Consider the following 18,035-nt stretch of genomic DNA (forward strand, 5'->3'; position numbering starts at 1 on the left):
AGTTGGCCAGGGTATTTATTTAAGCTACCTATGGAGCTTTCTAACTCATTGGTTCGTCGCGGCTGGGGTATAGCAGGGGCTTGGCTGCTGATTGTCTGTGGGTTATTATGCTTTGGGGCTAGCTACCTGGCTACCGAGTATGGCCCTGGAGCCGGGGAAGAATCGCAGCCCGGCACGGCCCAGGTGCAGCACTTAGTGCAGCAAGCAACGGCCACTGCCAACCAGGAAGCGGAGCGCATTCTGCAAACCAGCCTGTTCCGCAAGACTATTCGATTTAGCCAGCTACTCAGCCAGAGCACCTATCCGGCCTTTGTAGTGCAGGATGGGCAGCTGCAAGAGTGGTCAGCCGCGGGCCCTTCGCCCAAGGCAGAAGACATAGCCGATACCCGGGCCGAATGGCTTTCACAAACCGCCCTAGGTGACTTTGTGGTGGTGCGGCGTGCCCAAGAGACAACGGTAGTGCTGGTATATATTCCGCTGCTGCAGCGTTATGGCATCAGCAACCGCTACCTGCGCGAAGGCTATGGCCGCGCCCTGCTGCAAGGGCTGGATGTGCAGGTGCAAGCCGCTGCGGGCGCCAAGCCGAATACCCTGGTGCGAGAAGCCAATGGTCAGCCGCTGTTTGCAGTGCAGTGGCTGCAAAACAGCTCGCTGGCGGGGCGCTACTTGCCACTGGCCTTGCTGGCACTAGGTGTGCTGCTGTACGTAGGCGGCTGGCTGGCGCTGGCGTGGCGCTGGTGGCTGGCTCGTCGGGGTGGGGCAGCCGTCGCGGCTCTGATACTGCCGCTGCTAGTGCTGCGCGTGGTGCTGTTGCAACTGGGCCTACCCTTTGCAATGCTGGAGCTACCGCTGTTCGACCCTAGGGTGTACGCTGTGTCCAGCTGGGCCCCATCGCTAGGCGACTTGCTGCTGAATGCCGTACTGGCGCTAGTGGTGGCTGCCGGGGTGTGGCTGCTGAGCATCCACTATCGGTGGCAAACCCGCGCGCAGGTCGGCAACCGCATGGGATGGCGGATAGGGCTGACTGTGCTGTTTAGCTCGCTCTTACTCGCGTTGCACAGCTACTACCGCACGGCGTTCAGTAGTGGCCAGCTCAACCTCGATGTTACGCAGAGCATTCAGATTTCGGGCTTCCGGCTAGTGCTGGTGCTGGCAGTGGTGCTGCACTCGGCCGCCTTTTTGCTGCTGCTGCTGCTGCTTACCAGGCTACTGGGGCCCGGCCGGCGGCTGATACATGGCGGCCTGCTGCTCGGTCTTACGGCGGGTGGCGCGCTAGTGCTGCTGGGGCTGAGCGCCCTGCTGGGCTGGACCTGGCTGTGCCTAGCTGCCCTGGCCATTAGCTATTTTGTGCTGGTGCGCATGGCCGGGCCGGGGCCTAGGGGCCTGGCTTACTTAGTGCTGCTGCTACTGGGGCTGGGCGCGGCTACCGGTGCGATGGCTCAGTACGAGCAGTTTGGACACCAGCTATTGCTAGACAAGCAACGCTTGGCTAATAATCTGTTGGTCGATAATGACTTGCAAGGAGAGTTTTTGCTGGGCGAGCGTATTCGCTTGCTCGCCGCCGACCCGGTTATTGCCCAGATGCTGGCCGCCCAGCCCGTGCGGGCCGATGCAGTGCGCCGCCGCGTGAGCCGGCAGTATCTGCGCGACTACTTCGATAAGTACGAAGCCGGCATTGGCTTATTCGACGCGGCGGGCAAGCCCGTGGATACGCAAGGGAATGACACGCTCACCTTTGGCCAAACGCGCGAGCTGCTATCGCGCACGGCCACGGCTACTGACCAGGCGGGCGTGTTTCTGCTAAAGTCAGAAAACTCGTTTAGCTCGCGGCGCTATGCGGCCGTAGTGCCGCTGGTGGCGCCGCCGGTAGTGGGTATCGGGCCGCCCGCCCCAGCCGGTACCATTGTGCTCACGCTTAGCCTACGCAAGCTGTCGAGCTACAGCGTGCTGCCCGAGCTGCTGGTAGACCAGAAGTTTTTTCAGCCGGGCCTAGCCACCGACCTCAGTTACGCTGGCTTTGCGGCCGAGCGCTTGGTGTACAGCGAGGGCGATTTTGATTATGCTAATCTGCTGCCGGCTAGTCGGCTACGCGACCCGCGCCTCTATCAGGAAGGCATAGTGCTGAGTGGGTTTCACCACTTGGCCGTGCGAGGGGCCGAAGGCCGCACGGTGGTGGTGACGACCTCGACCTACTCGCTGGCCGACTGGCTGTCTAATTTCTCGTTTCAGCTCTTGCTCAATAGTGGGCTGTGGCTGCTGGCTGCTGGCCTGTACTTGCTGCTGCGCCGCGAGCGTAGTACCTGGCAGCTCAATTTTAGCACTCGCATTCAGGTGCTGCTCAATGTGGGGATTTTGTTGTCGCTGGTAGTTGTGAGCGTAGCTACCGCCAGCCAGGTTATTTCGGGCTATCGCCGCGACTTGCACCGCACTTACGAGCGCCGCGGCCACATTGCCCTCGAGAGCCTGTTGCGCCGCCGCGACCTGCTGACCGATAGCACGAACCGCCCTGCGGGGTATGACCCGGCACTTACCGGGCTAGTGCACAACGTGGCTGCCCTCACCGAAACGGACCTCAACCTTTATGATGCCAAGGGTAAACTACTGGTAAGCTCGCAGCCGCTCATTTTTGAGGCGGGTCTCCTAGGGTCGTTGCTCAACCCGCAGGCTATTGTGGCCTTGCGAGAGGCCGGTATGAGCCGTATCCTGCTAACCGAGCGGGCTGGTTCACTGTCATTTAGCGCCCTGTACTTGCCCGTGCGCATGCCTAGTAGCAGCGGCGCCGCGGCAGGGCCGGTACTGGGCTATGTGGGTATTCCTTTTTTCGATTCGCAGAAGGAGCTAGATAGCAAGCTGACGGAGCTGTTTACGACCATTCTCAACATTTTCACGCTCATGGGCTTGTTGTTCTTGGTGCTGGCGTTTGTGGCTACGCGCCAGCTCACGGCCCCGCTCAAGCTGCTGACTGAGCGCCTGAAGCGTACCACCCTCACGGGCCAGAATGAAGTGCTCGACTACCGCAGCAGCGACGACGAAATTGGGCTGCTGGTGCGGGAGTACAACACCATGCTCGGCAAGCTCGAAGCCAGTAAGCGCGAGCTAGCCACGCAAGAAAAGGAAGCGGCCTGGCGCGAGATGGCCCGCCAAGTAGCCCACGAAATCAAGAATCCGCTCACGCCTATGAAGCTGAGCCTGCAATACTTGCAAAAGGCTATTGATGAGGGGAGGCCCAACACGGAAGCCCTGATAGCCCGCATTTCACAGACGCTCATCACCCAAATTGATGTGCTTTCCGACATTGCTACCTCGTTCAGCACTTTTACCAACCTGCCCACTATGCGCCCCGAGCGTCTCGATGTGGCAGCCGTGCTCCGGCACTGCGCCGACCTCTTCCGGGAGCAGGACGGTGACGATGGCGGCGAGCTGCACCTAGACCTGCCCAGTGCGGAATCGTGCATCGTGTTTGCCGACGAGAGCCTGCTGGTACGCACTTTCAATAACTTGCTGCTCAACGCTAAGCAAGCGGTGCCACCTGGCCGCCAGCCGCGCCAAGAAGTAGGCCTGCAATGCAGCCCCGATAAGGTGCTGATTACCATTGCCGACAATGGCAGCGGCATCGCCGAAGACGTACGCGACAAGGTCTTCCGCCCCAACTTCACTACCAAGGCCACCGGCTCGGGTATCGGGCTGGCCGTGGCCAAGCGCGGCATCGAGAGCGCGGGCGGCCGCATCTGGTTTGAAACGGTAGAGGAAGAAGGCACTACGTTCTTTATAGAGCTGCCGCTGGCAGGATGAATTAGTAAGGAGTATCTATGTGCATAATGGCGTAAGTTGGCATCAATCAGCTGACTACCTACCCTGTGCACTATGGCAAACTCGCTTCTTACCACCTGGTTTTCGTTGCTACTGCTGCTGGCTATCCCAGCTGGCGCAACCCCACCTAGGGCCGCGCTGCTGGCGCAAGCCGGTAGCGACCCAATTATATACAGCTGTAATAATCTGTATGGAACGGCAAAGGATAGAGACCTAGTTGCCGCTCACCGTAGTGGCTGGGTAGAATTTGGGAACGGTGCTTTTACTCCAACGCTGATTCATTTTGTGAATCGCATTGTGCGGAACCCGCCCGCGCGCACCCGTCTGCTAGAGCCGCCAGTGTTGGTATTGATGCCTGGCGACACCGTGACGATACTGCATAATGTCGACCGCAATACCTTTCAGTTCAAGGGCCGCCACCAAGCCGAGCTGGATTTTTGCGTGCGCTTGTGGCGCGGCGCGCTCAGCTTAGATGGAATGTCGGTTGGCCTAGGTGAGCCGGTAGATGGTGACTCGACCATCACTTACCACGACACGGTCATTCGAAACTTAGCTAATCGCAAGCATCTTACGCAGTATTTGCAGCTGTGGCAGCGACTGCGGCTAGAAGGCGACGCTCGCCTGGCTCAGTTGCGCCGCACGCCCGGCATCCGGCCCGAGGTGGCAGCTTGCCTGGGCCGGCAGATACGCTTGCGGCTCTTTTCGATGCTGCTCAGCCCTCTGCTGCCCAGTAGCCGCCGCGATACCCTACGCACTCCGCCAGACGCCTACCGTGACACGGTAGCCGCGCAGTGGCGTGGCGTGCTAGCGATGCAGGCACTGCCTGCTGCGGCAAGCCAGGGGGTGGGGTGGGCGCTTAGCCAGTATGCTGAGTACCAGTGCGTGCTGGCGCGGCAGTACCCCGCCGCCGGGGCAAGCTATAAGATGGCCAAACAGCTATTCAGTGGCTTTCACCGGGCTTGGGTGTGTTACTTGATTTTAGAAGATGGGCAGCAGCGGCAGAATCTTAGCTATTATATCCAGGATTACGCCCGCTGGGTAAAGCCGCATGATGAGTTTCTGAAAGTGCTGCGCGGCGGGCCGCCTGTACCGTTGCGCTCCTACCCGCACGCCGCCTTTTCCGATTCGCTGGTGAGCCCGGTAGGTTCGCCGCGGCACCTTACCGACCTGCTGGCCGCTTACCGCGGCAAAGTGATACTGCTCGACCTCTGGGCTAGTTGGTGCGTGCCCTGCCGCGAAGAAATACCCCTATCGATAGCCGCTGCCAAGCGTTATGGCAAGCGAGGGCTGGTAGTACTTTATCTATCCATCGACGAAGACCCCACGGCCTGGCGCGGGGCGCTTAAGCAGTTGCCGGCTGGCGCGGGGCTCCAGTATCGTTTCATACGCCCAGGGTCCTCAGCCTTCCGCCAGGAATTTGATGTGCGGTCGGTGCCGCGCTATATGCTTCTTGACCGCAGGGGTACCGTGCGCAACCCCAATAGCCTGCGGCCTGGTGACGTGCGCTTCGGAACCCTAGTAGAAGAGCTACTATAAGTTTCTGAGCTTAGCTAAGCCGCGGCGCTACCGATGGCTATAGCGACGCGCGGCGCAATTAGCACCGCAGTAAGGCACTAGTAAGAACTAGCTAGCGTTGTGGGCCCGCTAATGCCGAACTTTACTCTATGACCCAACGCTACCGTCTGTGCTTTCCCTTCGTGGGCCTGCTCTTGGCGGTGCTGTGGTTGAGTATACCCCGCGCCTGGGCGCAACAGGCACCAGCCGCGACATCGTCGGCTAGCCCGTCGGGGGCACCTAGGGCACCCACCGCGGCCCAACCGCCGCCTACTACGCAGCGCTGCCGCTACCTGCGCCTGGCCCTAGGGCGCGATACCACGCTTTTCAGCCTCTCCGACTCGCTCACCATTGTGCCGGCTACCGTCACGGCCAATGGCCGGCCGGTGAGCTACAATGCGGCTACCAACCAATACCGCATTGTGCGGCCCGCGCCGGCCGCCGATAGCGCCGGTAGCTTCCGGCCCGACTCGGTGTACCTGTGCTATCGGGTGCTGCCAGTGCAGCTGCTGGCCCAGCGCTACCGCCGCCCGCCCCGGCTCATGGACAGCATCGATTTTCGGGAGCGCAAGATGCTACGACTCGAAGACTTCTCGCAGAAAGAGCAGATACTGAGCACGCCGGGCATTAATAAGACGGGTAATCTAGCCCGGGGCATCTCGTTTGGCAATACCCAGAACGTGTTCGTGAATTCGGCGCTGAACTTGCAGCTCGAAGGCAAGCTCACGGAGAATATTCGCCTCACGGCCGCCATATCGGACCAAAACGTACCCTTCCAGCCCGAGGGCAACACCCAGACGCTGCAGCAGTTCGATAAAATCTACATCACGCTCACCGGCCCGCAGTGGAACCTGACGGCCGGCGATGTGGTGCTGCGCAACAAGCCCGATTACTTCCTGCGCTACTACAAGAACATTCAGGGCGCGGCCATCGAGGCCAACCTAGGGGCGCCCGGTCCGCAGCCCTTGCAGGCTGGCGTGAGCAACAACAGCGTGAGCAACGCGCCACCTTCGTCGTTCACGACCTATACCAACGGCGTGACCAACAACAGCGCTGCACCCACCGGCAACAGCCAGCAGACCCTGACGCCGCCCAGCACCGTGGTGCCGCCCAACCAAACGCTGCAAACGCCCACTGGCACGGCAGGCTCTTCGGCTACTGGTGGCATTGGTACCGGAGCAACTGGCCCAACCGGTAGCGGCGAAGTAACCGTGCGCGACCAAAAAGGCCAGATTCGCTCTTCAACCCTGATAGCGGGCGGCGTAGCCAAGGGTAAGTTTGCCTCGCTCGACATTGTGCCAATCGAGAACGTGCAAGGGCCATACCGCCTCACTGGCCCCAATGGCGAGCAATACATCATTGTGCTAGCGGGCTCCGAGCGGGTGTACCTCGATGGGCGGCTTCAGACCCGGGGCTTCGACTACGACTACACCATCGACTATAACCTAGCCGAACTGACGTTTTCGCCCCGCCACCTCATCACCAAAAACTCCCGCCTCAAGGTCGATTTTGAGTACTCAGACCTCAACTACTCGCGCTCGCTCTATACTCTAAGCCATTACCAGCAGGTGGGCAAGCTGCAGGTGCGCGGCAACTTCTACCAAGAGGCCGACGACCCCAATAGCACCGCTAACCTTTCGCTCTCGGTCACCGACCAGCAGGCCCTGCGCCAGGCCGGCAACGTGGCCGCCGTGCAAACCCGCGGCGACACGCTGGCCGCCTACAACCGCAGCTTGGTGCAGTACAACCGCACGCTGGTTACCAACCCTGCCACCGGCCAGCAGGTGGCCACCTACACCTTTCCACCCGACTCAACCAAGCCCGTCTACAATGTAAATTTTACCAACGTGGGCGCGGGCCGCGGCGACTATGCTTTGAATACCACCTCGGGCACCAATGGCCGGGTGTATGTGTACCGGGGGCCGGGCCAGGGGAGCTATGCGCCGGTGCGCGTGCTGCCCACGCCCCTGCTCAAGCAGATGCTCACGGCCGGGGCTACCTTTCAGCTTGACCCCACCGCGGCCGTATTCGTGGACCTAGCCAGCTCACAATTGCAGCGCAATCGCTTTGCCCTAGGTACCGAAGACAAGGGCGGGGCCATGCGCCTGGGCTACAGCGTGCAAAACCGCGCCTTGCCCCAGTGGGCGCCCGCCGCGCTGCGCAACTACCGCCTCAGCTCGGCGCTCGACTACGAGTACACGGCCCCCAAGTTTGCCCCCATCGACCGCTACCGCGACATCGAGTTTGACCGCAACTGGAGCACCGTTAGCACCGCTAACGCCACCACTACGGTACCTAGGGAAGACAATATTCTCAACTTCGCGGTGGGTCTGACGCGTGATGCCACGCACAGCGTCAACTACCGGCTTAGCCGCCGCTACCGGCCGGGCGAGGTCAACGGCTTGCAGCACTGGCTCGATGTGGCCCAGCAGGTGGGCCGCGTAGAGCTGCGCGGGGCGCTGTTTTTGCTCAACTCGCAGGCCGGGCGCTACCAGTCTACCTGGGCCCGCGGCGAGGCCAGCGTGCGCTACGGCGGCGGGCGCCTCATTCCGGGCTACAGCTATAAGTTCGATAAAAACCGAGTGGTGTCGCCGGGCCGCGACTCGGTGCGCTCGGCCAACTACTTCGACGAGCACACCTTTTTCCTGCAAAGCCCCGACACCGGGCGCACCCGCTACCGCCTCGACTACAGCTACCGCCGCGACCAGACGCCCACCGCCGAGCAAACCAACCTGCAGGTGCGCACTATTTCGCAGACCTGGCAAGGCAACGTAACTACCCGCCTAGGGCGCACCCAAGACCTGCGCGTGCTGGCCACCTACCGCGACCTCAACCCCGTGGCCTACGCCGACAGCACCCGCCAGCGCAACGTGCTCGGCAAAATCGACTACAATGCCACCCTGCTCCAGAACCAGATACGCTCGGAGCTGAGCTACAGTGTGCAAACTGGCCGCGAGCTGCGCCGCGACTACTCCTTTCTGGCTGTGCCGGCCGGTCAAGGCACCCACTACTACGCCGGCGACCTCAACCGCAACGGTGTGGAGGACCGCGACGAGTTTTTGGAAGCTCAAACCCCGGATGCCCAGTACCGCACCTACATCAAGGTGTACTTGCCCACCGCCGACTACCTCACTGCTTACCAAAACCGCCTCAGCTACCGCCTCACCGTGAATGCGCCCCGCGGCTGGCGCGAGGCCGGCGGCTGGCAGGCGCTGGTAGCGCGGTTCAGCAGCATCACGAGCGTCACCGTAGACCGGCGCACTAGCAGCCGGTCCCTAGGTGCGCGCCTGAGCCCGTTTAGCTTCGAGAAGGAAGATGCCAGCTTGCTGGCGTTTACGCAGCTCGTGCGCAATACGCTGTACCTCAACCGGGCCAACCCCACCTTCGGCGCCGAGCTCACCTCGCAGCAAACCCAGCAGAAAACGCTGCTCGCCCAGGGCTTCGACTTGCGCAACCTCACCACCCAAAGCCTGCTACTGCGCCGCACCCTGGCGCAGTCATTTACGGGCCGCCTCACCGTGGCCCGCGATGTGCGCGAGGCCCAAAGCAGCTATAGCACCAACAGCGCTTTTCTCAGCGCCCGCAACTTCCGGCTGCGCATCTACACCATCCAGCCCGAAATCAGCTACCAACCCAGCACGGCGCTGCGCTTCACGGGCACCCTGCAGCACGTGGCCAAGCGCGACCTGCTCGACCGCACCGGCCAGCCCGACGTGGCCAACGATACCCGCGGCACCTTCGACGACCTAGGGCTCGAAACGCGCATTAGCCAAGTGGGCAAGCGCACGCTCACGGCCGCCACGCACGTCACGCGCGTTACGTTTGAGGGCAATGTGGCCTCGGTAGTAGGCCTAGAGGTGCTGCAAGCCCTGCGCCCCGGCTCCAACTTTACCTGGAACCTTAATATGGAGCAGCGCCTCGCCAACGGCCTTAACATCACGGTGGCCTACGACGGGCGCAAGTCGAGCGGTCTGGGCGTGGTGCACACTGGCCGCATGCAGGTGGCGGTGCTGTTTTAGGGTGATTTTTTGGTCTTTGCCTAAACGTTGTTCGGTTTTAACTGTACTACTATCCTTGCCTAATGCACCGCAGGCCAGCCAAAAATTAAAAACGAATAACTAAAGACGAAGAAAATGACTGCTCCTAACCCCGACTTCATGCGCGAAGCCATTCGCCTTTCTATCGAAAAAATGCAGGCCGGTTTCGGCGGCCCCTTCGGCGCGGTGGTAGTAAAAGACGGCCAGATTATCGCCCGCGGCTTCAACCAAGTCACTACTACCCACGACCCCACCTGCCACGCCGAGGTCGATGCCATTCGCAAAGCCTGCCAGGCCCTAGGTACCTTTCAGCTCGAGGGCTGCGACCTTTATACCAGTTGCGAGCCCTGCCCCATGTGCCTAGGTGCCATCTATTGGGCGCGGCCGGCCCGCGTGTTCTACGGCAACACCAAGCAGGACGCTGCCGCTGTGGGCTTCGACGACCACTTTATCTACGACGAAATCGACAAGCCCCTAAGCGAGCGCAGCATCCCGATGCAACAGCTGCTGCCCGAAGAAGCCATTGCGGGCTTCCAAGCCTGGGAAGCCCACGAGAGCAAAACGGAATATTAGCGCTGCTTGGTGCGGATTAGCTGGTAGCGTAGGCGGCCCCTCGTGAAGTATTCCGTGGTATCGGTGCCACCGGGCGGAATACCAAGCAGGCTGTGTGTAGTGTAAAGCTTTAGCGTGTCGCGGCCAAATGAAGCGGCAAATGTTTGTTGTTGCTTGGTGTACACATCAAATACCAATTCATCACCAGGAGTAGGCCCTGTAAAATCGGTTTGTACCCCATACTTTTTAAACGGTAAGCCAGTAAGCCTGCCGTCGGTGAAAAAGCGAACGGCTACCGACCGGCCAGTAGAATCGGTACCCGTATAGCTCCCCGCTAGCAGCAATTTGTTGACGCCTAGCTCGACCCCCGTTTCGAGGTCAGCGGTCTTGCCAGGCATACCAGTTCGGCGATAGGCTAGTTGGCTGACTATTTTGTTTGTGCTGCTCTTTCGGGTGATATACAGCAGTGTAGTATCGGTTGAAGTTATCCGATAAGCGAGTTCATTACGCGTGCCTACTTCGCCGCCGTAAGGCTCCCTCACCTTGAGGGAGCCCGGTTGGGTACCGGCTTGCAACAACAGCGTCAGGTTTCCTCCTTCGTGCAGGCCGTAAGAAGCCCCAATCTCCACGCTGTCTTTCTGGCCGGCAAAGTCCTCAATCACTAAGGAGGTCGGTGATGGCGCATCGTCGAAGGCGGCTTGCGGCGAGCGCGTGCGGGCTACCTCCCGTAAGTAGTTAGCGCTTACCCAGTGGCCCTTCAGCACGGGGCTCAGGCGTTGGGCTAGGGTAGGCTTCACCGCAATCGGGACCTCAGTTGGATTAGATTCACTACTAGGTGCTTGGCTAGCGGCTTTTTCGGCTGACTGCTGCTGGCAAGCTTGTAGCACACAAGCCAGTGATAGCACGGCGATAAAAAAGGCCTTCATGAGGTAAGTAATTAGTAAGAAGCCAGTAGGATTCATGCCTATTGGCTCAGACGTATAGCTTTAATTCGGTGCTAACTTACTTATCCCATTACCTATCTTAAATAGGCAAGCCGACAGCTAATTGGTTGCTTCCTCAACGACTATTCGCGCTCACGCTGTAGAGCCGCCTGCCTGCATACTAGCCTCGCAGGTCTCGGCTCCTAGCAACAGAAAGCCCGCCCTAGCTTCGCTTATGCGAGCCAGGGCGGGCTTTTAGTTATTCACGCTACCTATGGGCTAGCGCGGCGTGGTGAGCAGCTCCTCAATCTTTTGGTTGAAAGCTTTAAGGTCGTCGGGCTTGCGGCTGGTAATGAAATTGCCATCTACTACCACCTCCGAGTCTTGCCACTCGGCCCCGGCGTTGCGCAGGTCGGTTTTAAGGCTGGGCCAGCTGGTCATGTGCTTGCCGCGCACCACATCGGCCTCAATGAGCGTCCAAGGCCCGTGACAAATGGCAGCCAGCGGCTTACCGGTGTGGGCAAACTCACGCACGAAGTCTACTACGCTGGGCTCCAGACGCAGCTTATCGGGGTTAATCTGGCCGCCGGGCAGCACTAGAGCGTCGTAGTCTTCCACCTTCACTTCGTCGATGGTCTTGTCTACGTCTACCTTGTCGCCCCAGTCCGTCATGTCCCAGCCCTTGATGCTGCCGCTCTTCAGCGACACCACATCGACCTCGGCGCCTTCGTTTTTCAAATATTTCTGCGGTTCGGTCAGCTCTACTTGCTCAAAGCCATCGGTGGCAATAATGGCCACGCGCTTCCCTTTCAATTTATCGGTTCCAAAAAGTGACATTGCGAATAAAAACTAAGCGGCGAATAGTCTCGCCTGCTACTTAAGGTTTACGCTGGGACTGCGGGGGTGGTTGCTGACATAAGCACAGCACTAGGAGCCTTTGGTGGCACACTGGGCACAAGTGGGGCACGGCGCCAGCGGGCGGTATCGAGGCCAAGCGTCACGAGCAGCGCGTGCGGCAGCGTCACGACCGAGGCCGCCAGCAGCGCCAGGCTGATGAATGTAGCGCCACTTGCCGCCCGGGCCCAGGCCAAGCCATAGACCACGGCCAGCGCCCCCAGGCTAATAGCCAAGAGCGGCGCCGAGCGGCGCAAAAAGAAACCTAGCTGCGCCCCTAGGGCAGGCCGGCTGCCTGTTGGCGGCAAGCCCATCAGCGCATTCATGCGCAGCACGTGCTGCAAGCTGTGCCAAAAAACAAAGTATACCCCAGCCGATAGCAATGGAGGCAGCGCCAAGAGCAGGGCGCCAAGTACCACTACTTCCAGTATATCGGTAGCGGCTAGGGTGGCCTGGCCGCGGGCCCAGTAGCTAAGCCACAGCAGCAGGTGCCCTCCCAGCACCAGCGGCCCCAGCCACTGCGCCGCCTGCAGTACCGAGGCCAGGGGCAGCGGGGCCGCCCCCGCCAGCGTGAGTAAGTTGTTGATAAGCGTTAGGGTTTCCGTAGGCCAGCGCAACAGAGGCACGGTAAACAGCAGCGCGCCGCGCAGTACACTGTGCACCACCCATAGCCCACGAGGTGCTGCCCTAGGTGCATCGCCCGAGCCCCAGTGCCAGGCCGATAGCCCAAAGAAAAAGGCTACTGCCAGCCCCGGCTGCCACCACCATAGCAGCCCTACGCCCGCCGCCAGCCCCAGGTACCCACCTAGGAACACGGCCCAGTAGCGCCCCCTGTGTTGGGTTAGCTCTGGGCGGGTGGCGGGTACCACAAACTGGTCGCAGGCGCCGTGGGCCACGCCCAGCAGCGCTAGGCCCAGTAGCAGCGCCGGCCCCAATATCCAACTCGCCCAGGTCGGCGCCAGCACGCCCACGGCGGCGGCCAGCAGCAGCGCCACATAGGAGTAGCGCTGCGGCCCGCGGCTTCTAAACCACCGAATAACCATCGATGATTTTCTTCTCGTCCAGCCGCTCATCGAGTAGGCGCTTCGACACGAGGTAGGCCACAATGGCTACACCAGTTTTGTTAAAAATGTCGGCCATGCTGAACGCTAAATGGATATAGTTCAGGTTTACGCTGGTCAGCGTCAGAAGATAGCCCAGTGGGTACACGCCCCAACTCGTAACAGTGGTGTAGGCCATAAACCGGAAGCCCCAGCGCTCTTGCTCGTGGCCCCGCGCCCCAAAGCGCTTGTAGAGGCCATACAGCACAAACGGCACGACGAGGTACCCTAGGGTCGAAATAGCGCCCCAAAGCAGCTTGCCGCTCGCAATGATTTCGCCCGTAGCCGTGAGCTGCTGCTCGCCGATATAGCCCGTCAGCACCATGAAAAAGTCGGCCACCAGCAGTACGATAATAGCTTTAGTAGCTTCGCGAAAAGAGATGCGTAGCATCGAAACGGTTTTGAGCAGCAGTAAAGGAGTAGTCACTGCCCAGTCGATGTAGCGAAGCTGCCCAATGGCCTGGTAGCTCTGCCGCGTTAGTATTTCGCCGGCCGTCGTATGCGCTCCTTGGCGGCTTAGCTCGTGCAAAAACTCGTGGTAGAAGTGCGTAATGAGCAAGTACGAAACGCCCGCTACTGCTGCAATAATGGCCCCGTACACTCGCGAAATACGGTGCTCGGGTGCTACGCTGCTTTGCGTGGCCAAGCTAAAAATTAGGTTGCCCAAAAAGCTATAAGCCGCCACGGCCATAAAGAAATAAGTGAGCATGGAGAGTATGCCCACTTCGCCCGCCGTGGGCACGAAGGAGTCGCCGAATGTCATGATAAACTGAAGCTAGAGTGTAGTAAGCCCAACTAGCGGAGTGCTAAGGGGTAATTGAGATGGGGTACGGGGCCTCTCTACTCCTAGGTTGCCAATAAACAATAATTATTTTTACTTCATTTGGTGTTCATTTTCAAGTAGTTTACTCTAGTGCTTTAATAATAAGCTGGCTAGGCCTGATAACGTCTATGGAAACACACAAAAAGCCCCGGCCGCTTATGCACTACTCGTAGTGCATAAGCGGCCGGGGCCACTAGTTGAAAGTCGAAATGTTGTACGCCGCTATGTCGGCCGTTCTACGTCGTGCTACCAGTGCCGACAACGGCTTCCAAGAGGCAGATAGGTACCTAGGGTAGCTACAAGCCCGCTAATTTTTTGGCGGCCTTGATAATGGCCAACTCAGCTTGCCCCACCGGTTTTTGGGCAGCCTCTAGTTGCGCCTTGGCTTCGGTTTGCCAGGCCGGTAGCACGGGCTGGCCGCTTTCGAGCTGACCTAGGCGCTGCTGCAGCACCGCAGCCACTGCACCTAGCTGCACGGCTAGCGGTGCGTACTCGGCCATGGCCGGGGATGCCGCAAAAAGCGGCGTTAGGGCCTGAGTGGCTTGCTGCCACTGCTGCACCTGCTTTTGCAAGCGCGCCAACTGGCCGCGAGCGGCGGGCGTCAGGGGCATGGGCGCCACAGTGGGCACGAGGCTGGTAAGCACCGGCTGGCCCGCCATAAGGCTATCGACAGTAGCCCCGAAGCGCCGCGCTACTTCCGACTCGGCCGGTGCAGCATCTACCAAGCGGTTGTACAGCGTTTCGGTGGTGTAGCTAAAGCCTTGAAAGTGGCGCTTATACTCCTTCACGGGTTCCGACACGGCGGCTAGCGCTTGCAAGGCTGGCAGGGCGGCGGGGTAGGGCTGGGCCATTTGGCGCAGCAGGGCGGCCGGGGCGCGGCGGTGGCGCAGGCCTAGGGCGTCGAGTTCCTCATTCACGTAGGCCAAGCGGCGGTACATGTCAGGCACGTCCTGCGTGAGGGCGGCGGGGCTCCAGAGTCGCTCGGCTACGGCGGCTGCGCGAGGCCACACGCGGCTGTCATACACTACACTGTCGGCAAACTCGCCCCACATGGCCGCCTCGCCGCCCAGCACGCGGGCGCGCAGCGAGTCAGGCACGCCCGTGTGCGGGTCGGCGGCGTAGGAGCTGGCGGCGGTCAGGTTCAGGTCGAGGTAGTAGCCGGCCGAGAGCAGCGCGGGGTTGCCTTTTTGCACGGTCTGCGCTACGGCTTTAGCGCCGCGCCAGCTTTGTACCACCACGTCGCGGGGCAGGCCGGGGCCCAGTATTTCGTCCCAGCCTACCATTATCTTGCCGTGGCGGCGCACCAGCGAGTCTACCTTCTGGCTGAAATAGAGCTGCAGCAGGTGCTTATCGGGTGTTACGCCGTCGACCTTCACCTGCTTGTGCGCCCGCATAAAGGCCACGATGCGCGGCGTGCGGCGCCACTGCCGGCCATCGTTCTCGTCGCCGCCCGTGTGGAAATACGGGTCGGGGAAAAGCGCTGTCATCTCGGTCAGCAGCGAGTCAATGAACGTAAACGTGCTGCGCCGGGTGGGGTCGATGGCTACATTGGTGGTACGCCAGAGGCGGTAGGGCGCATAGGCCGAGTCTACCGACGCCAGGCGCGGGTAGGCCACAATCCAGCTCGTGGTGTGACTGGGCATGTCGAATTCAGGCACCACCCGAATGCCCCGGGCCGCCGCGTAGGCCAGCACCTCCCGCACTTGGGCGCGGGTATAAAACAGCCCATCGGTGCTGGCGCGGTTGAGGCGCGGAAAAAACCGGCTCTCGACCCGAAAGCCCTGGTCGTCGCTCAGGTGCCAGTGCAGCACGTTCAGCTTTACGGCCGCCATGCCGTCGATATTGCGCTTGATAACGGCCACCGGCAGGAAGTGCCGGCTCGCATCAATCAATAGTCCCCGCCACTTGAAGCGCGGCCAGTCGCGAATGTCGCAGTACTGCGCCCGCCAACCGCGCGGCGTGCGCTCTAGCACCTGCCGAAACGTAGCTAGGCCCCGCTGAATACCTAGGGGGCTCACCGCCACGAGGCTAGCCCCGCCGGCCGTCACGCGCAGGTGGTAGCTCTCGTCGGTCGAGCCGGCTGGGCCGGTTACCTGCCGGCGCAGGGCACCTAGGGGCGCCGTGGCAAAGCGGTAGTAGCCCGGCTGCCAGGCAGCCTGCACGGGCAGCGGCATCAGCGGGCGCTGGGCCTGGGCCGTAAGTGTAGCGAGTAGCAAGAGCGCTACCATCCCGCAAAGTCTCACAGCATTAAAACGCAGGGCAGCGCTGGGCTCAGAAGAGAAAACGTTGCGAAACCCTGGGCTTACTTCTGCGAAACGCTGTGGGAAAGTACTCATGCTATATCAATCCCCTGGCTTTGAATTCCAGGTACTTATTTATCGTGTTCACCGTCAGCAATTGCGGCGGTGTCAGCAGCGCCTGAATACCGTAGCGTTGCAGCTCCAGCACTATCTGCCGCTTTTCTTGCTGAAATTTTTCGGCAATGGTTTGATTGTATACGTCGGCCGTTGATTCGGCTGGCGCGTCGAGGTAGGTGCGCAGCTCGGTGTTTTCGAAAAAAACGACTAGCAGCAAATGCGCCTTGCTCAGGCCCCGGAGGTAGGGCAGTTGACGCTGCATGCCCTGCAAGGTTTCGAAATTGGTAAACAAAATTAGTAAGCTGCGCTGCTTAATCTTGGCCCGCACGGTGGCGTAGAGCCGCTCGTAGTCGGTTTCGAGGTACTGCGTTTTCTGGCGATATAGCACCTCCAAAAGGGTGCGCAGATGGCCCGGCCGGCGCTCGGCGGGCACTGTTGCCCCAGGCTTGTTCGAAAACGTGACTAGGCCTGCCTTGTCGTGCTTAATAAGCGCGATGTTGCTCATTACCAGTGTGGCGTTGATGGCGTAATCGAGTAGGCTCAGGCCCTCGAAGGGCATGCGCATCACGCGGCCCTTGTCGATGAGGCAGTATACCTGTTGCGCCCGCTCATCCTGAAAATGGTTGACTACCAACGTGTCGTTGCCGCCGCCCGTGGCGCGCCGGGCGCTGGCCTTCCAGTTGATGTTGCGCGGGTCGTCGCCGCTGGCGTAGGGCCGGGTTTGCTCAAACTCCATGCTCTGGCCCACCCTTCTGATACGCTTCACGCCCACCTCCGTGAGGCGGTTGTGGATGGCCAGCAGCTCGTACTGCCGCATCTGCAAAAACGACGGGTATACCGGCACCATGCGGTTTTGGTCGAAGCGAAAGCGCCGCCGCACCAGCCCCAGGGGCGAAGCCGCGTACACATTCACGGCTCCAAACTCGTACTCGCCGCGCTTGGTGGGTCGCAGCTGGTAGGTGATAACCTGCGTTTGGCCCGGTTGAACACTGGCTTTAAACAGCACATCGCGCCGCTGAAACTGGTGCGGAATCTCGTCAATCACCTCTAGCCGCAGGCCAAAGCGGTAGCGGTTTTCCAGGTACAACTGCACCTCGTTGTCGTCGCCGTTCGAGAGCTTGTCGCCCAGCACGCGCCGCCCAAATACCGGCTGGCTGCCGCCCTGTCCCGGCGCGTACAGCAGCAGCGCATCGAGCCCCGTGAGCAAGATGGTGGCACCTAGGAGTACCTGCATAGGCACTAGCAGCCACGGCAGGAAAAACGCCAAGACGAACCCTGCAATGAGGCCCGTGCAAAGATAAAAAAAGCGGAGCGGTAGGAAAAAACTCATGAGCGGCGTAGCTGGTCGCGGACTTCCATTAGGGCAAAGCCCAGTAAGTTTTGGCCCGGCCACCGGGCTGGCTGTAGGGCGTCGGGGTGGTCGGTGGCCAGCCCAATGCCCCAAATGGCATCGACCGGACTAGCCTCGACTAGTACCCGGCTGCTGGTATTCAGCAAGTAGTCTTTAAGCGTCAGATGCTGGCTGAACTTGTGATAGTTGCCAGCCGTGACCAGCTCGTATTTCTGCTCATCCCACACCTGCGGGTCGAAGCCAACTACCTCCCGGCCTAGCTTCTTAGCCTCCGCCGGGTGCTTGGCGGCCAGAATGCGCTGGCGCACCTCCTCGTTGCCGAACAGGCGGGCTTTTTCAGCCATCATCCAGTGCTCGGCGGTGGTATAGGTATCGCCAGCCACTTCAAAAGCAGCCGGAAACCACTGGCTGAAGCAGCTTTTATCTACCACGCCCTTCTGCTTCGGCGTGTGGCCCCAGAAGAACAAGTATTTGGTATCGGCCGGCGGCTGGCTAAGTAGCCAGGTAAGAGAGTAAGGCATACTAATCAGAAACGTCTGTCATGCAGAGCGCAGCGAAGCAGCTCGCGTGGCGCAGTAATCTCTAACGTCCTCATACGTCAACACGCGAGCTGCTTCGCTGCGCTCTGCATGAC

The 18,035-nt window shown here is 60.5% G+C and carries 11 protein-coding genes; 4 read left to right on the forward strand and 7 right to left on the reverse strand.

Annotation, left to right across the window (positions count from 1 at the left end):
• Window positions 1-30 precede the first annotated feature (30 nt).
• From JAO77_RS08990 to JAO77_RS09005, 4 genes are all read left to right on the forward strand, one after another.
• Window positions 31-3,792 (forward strand): sensor histidine kinase, encoded by a 3,762-nt coding sequence (locus JAO77_RS08990; RefSeq protein ID WP_198989984.1) that lies wholly within the window; start codon window positions 31-33, stop codon window positions 3,790-3,792.
• A 72-nt stretch (window positions 3,793-3,864) separates the two neighbouring features.
• The gene (locus JAO77_RS08995; protein ID WP_198989985.1) at window positions 3,865-5,346 is read left to right on the forward strand and encodes a TlpA family protein disulfide reductase; all 1,482 of its coding nucleotides are present in this window, start codon (window positions 3,865-3,867) and stop codon (window positions 5,344-5,346) included.
• A gap of 128 nt (window positions 5,347-5,474) precedes the next feature.
• The gene (locus JAO77_RS09000; RefSeq protein WP_198989986.1) at window positions 5,475-9,383 is read left to right on the forward strand and encodes a DUF8818 domain-containing protein; all 3,909 of its coding nucleotides are present in this window, start codon (window positions 5,475-5,477) and stop codon (window positions 9,381-9,383) included.
• Between the two features lie 114 nt (window positions 9,384-9,497).
• Window positions 9,498-9,974 (forward strand): nucleoside deaminase, encoded by a 477-nt coding sequence (locus tag JAO77_RS09005; protein WP_198989987.1) that lies wholly within the window; start codon window positions 9,498-9,500, stop codon window positions 9,972-9,974.
• Here JAO77_RS09005 and JAO77_RS09010 read toward each other — a convergent pair.
• The 7 genes from JAO77_RS09010 to ybiA form a co-directional block, all read right to left on the reverse strand.
• Window positions 9,971-10,879 carry a hypothetical protein gene (locus JAO77_RS09010; protein WP_198989988.1) on the reverse strand — a complete coding sequence of 303 codons (909 nt, stop codon included), beginning with the start codon at window positions 10,877-10,879 and terminating at the stop codon, window positions 9,971-9,973. The genes JAO77_RS09005 and JAO77_RS09010 overlap by 4 nt on opposite strands.
• A gap of 276 nt (window positions 10,880-11,155) precedes the next feature.
• A complete protein-coding gene (locus JAO77_RS09015; protein ID WP_144849110.1) occupies window positions 11,156-11,713 on the reverse strand; it encodes a type 1 glutamine amidotransferase domain-containing protein in 558 nt (185 codons plus the stop codon).
• Between the two features lie 47 nt (window positions 11,714-11,760).
• The gene (locus tag JAO77_RS09020) at window positions 11,761-12,813 is read right to left on the reverse strand and encodes a Brp/Blh family beta-carotene 15,15'-dioxygenase (protein WP_198989989.1); all 1,053 of its coding nucleotides are present in this window, start codon (window positions 12,811-12,813) and stop codon (window positions 11,761-11,763) included.
• Complete coding sequence (locus JAO77_RS09025) at window positions 12,794-13,633, reverse strand: bacteriorhodopsin (protein WP_198989990.1); 840 nt, start codon at window positions 13,631-13,633, stop codon at window positions 12,794-12,796. Before JAO77_RS09025 ends, JAO77_RS09020 begins: the two co-directional genes overlap by 20 nt.
• A 356-nt stretch (window positions 13,634-13,989) precedes the next feature.
• Window positions 13,990-15,921, reverse strand: coding sequence for a family 20 glycosylhydrolase (locus tag JAO77_RS09030; RefSeq protein ID WP_198989991.1), 1,932 nt, complete (start codon window positions 15,919-15,921; stop codon window positions 13,990-13,992).
• Between the two features lie 109 nt (window positions 15,922-16,030).
• Window positions 16,031-17,380 carry a DUF58 domain-containing protein gene (locus tag JAO77_RS09035; protein WP_198989992.1) on the reverse strand — a complete coding sequence of 450 codons (1,350 nt, stop codon included), beginning with the start codon at window positions 17,378-17,380 and terminating at the stop codon, window positions 16,031-16,033.
• Window positions 17,377-17,922, reverse strand: a complete 546-nt coding sequence (ybiA, locus tag JAO77_RS09040) for a riboflavin biosynthesis intermediates N-glycosidase (protein WP_198989993.1) — start codon at window positions 17,920-17,922, stop codon at window positions 17,377-17,379. The genes JAO77_RS09035 and ybiA overlap by 4 nt, the downstream gene beginning before the upstream one ends.
• Between the last annotated feature and the right edge of the window lie 113 nt (window positions 17,923-18,035).

The sequence above is a fragment of the Hymenobacter sp. BT559 genome (assembly GCF_016427535.1).
In the GTDB taxonomy this organism is placed as follows: Bacteria; Bacteroidota; Bacteroidia; order Cytophagales; family Hymenobacteraceae; genus Hymenobacter.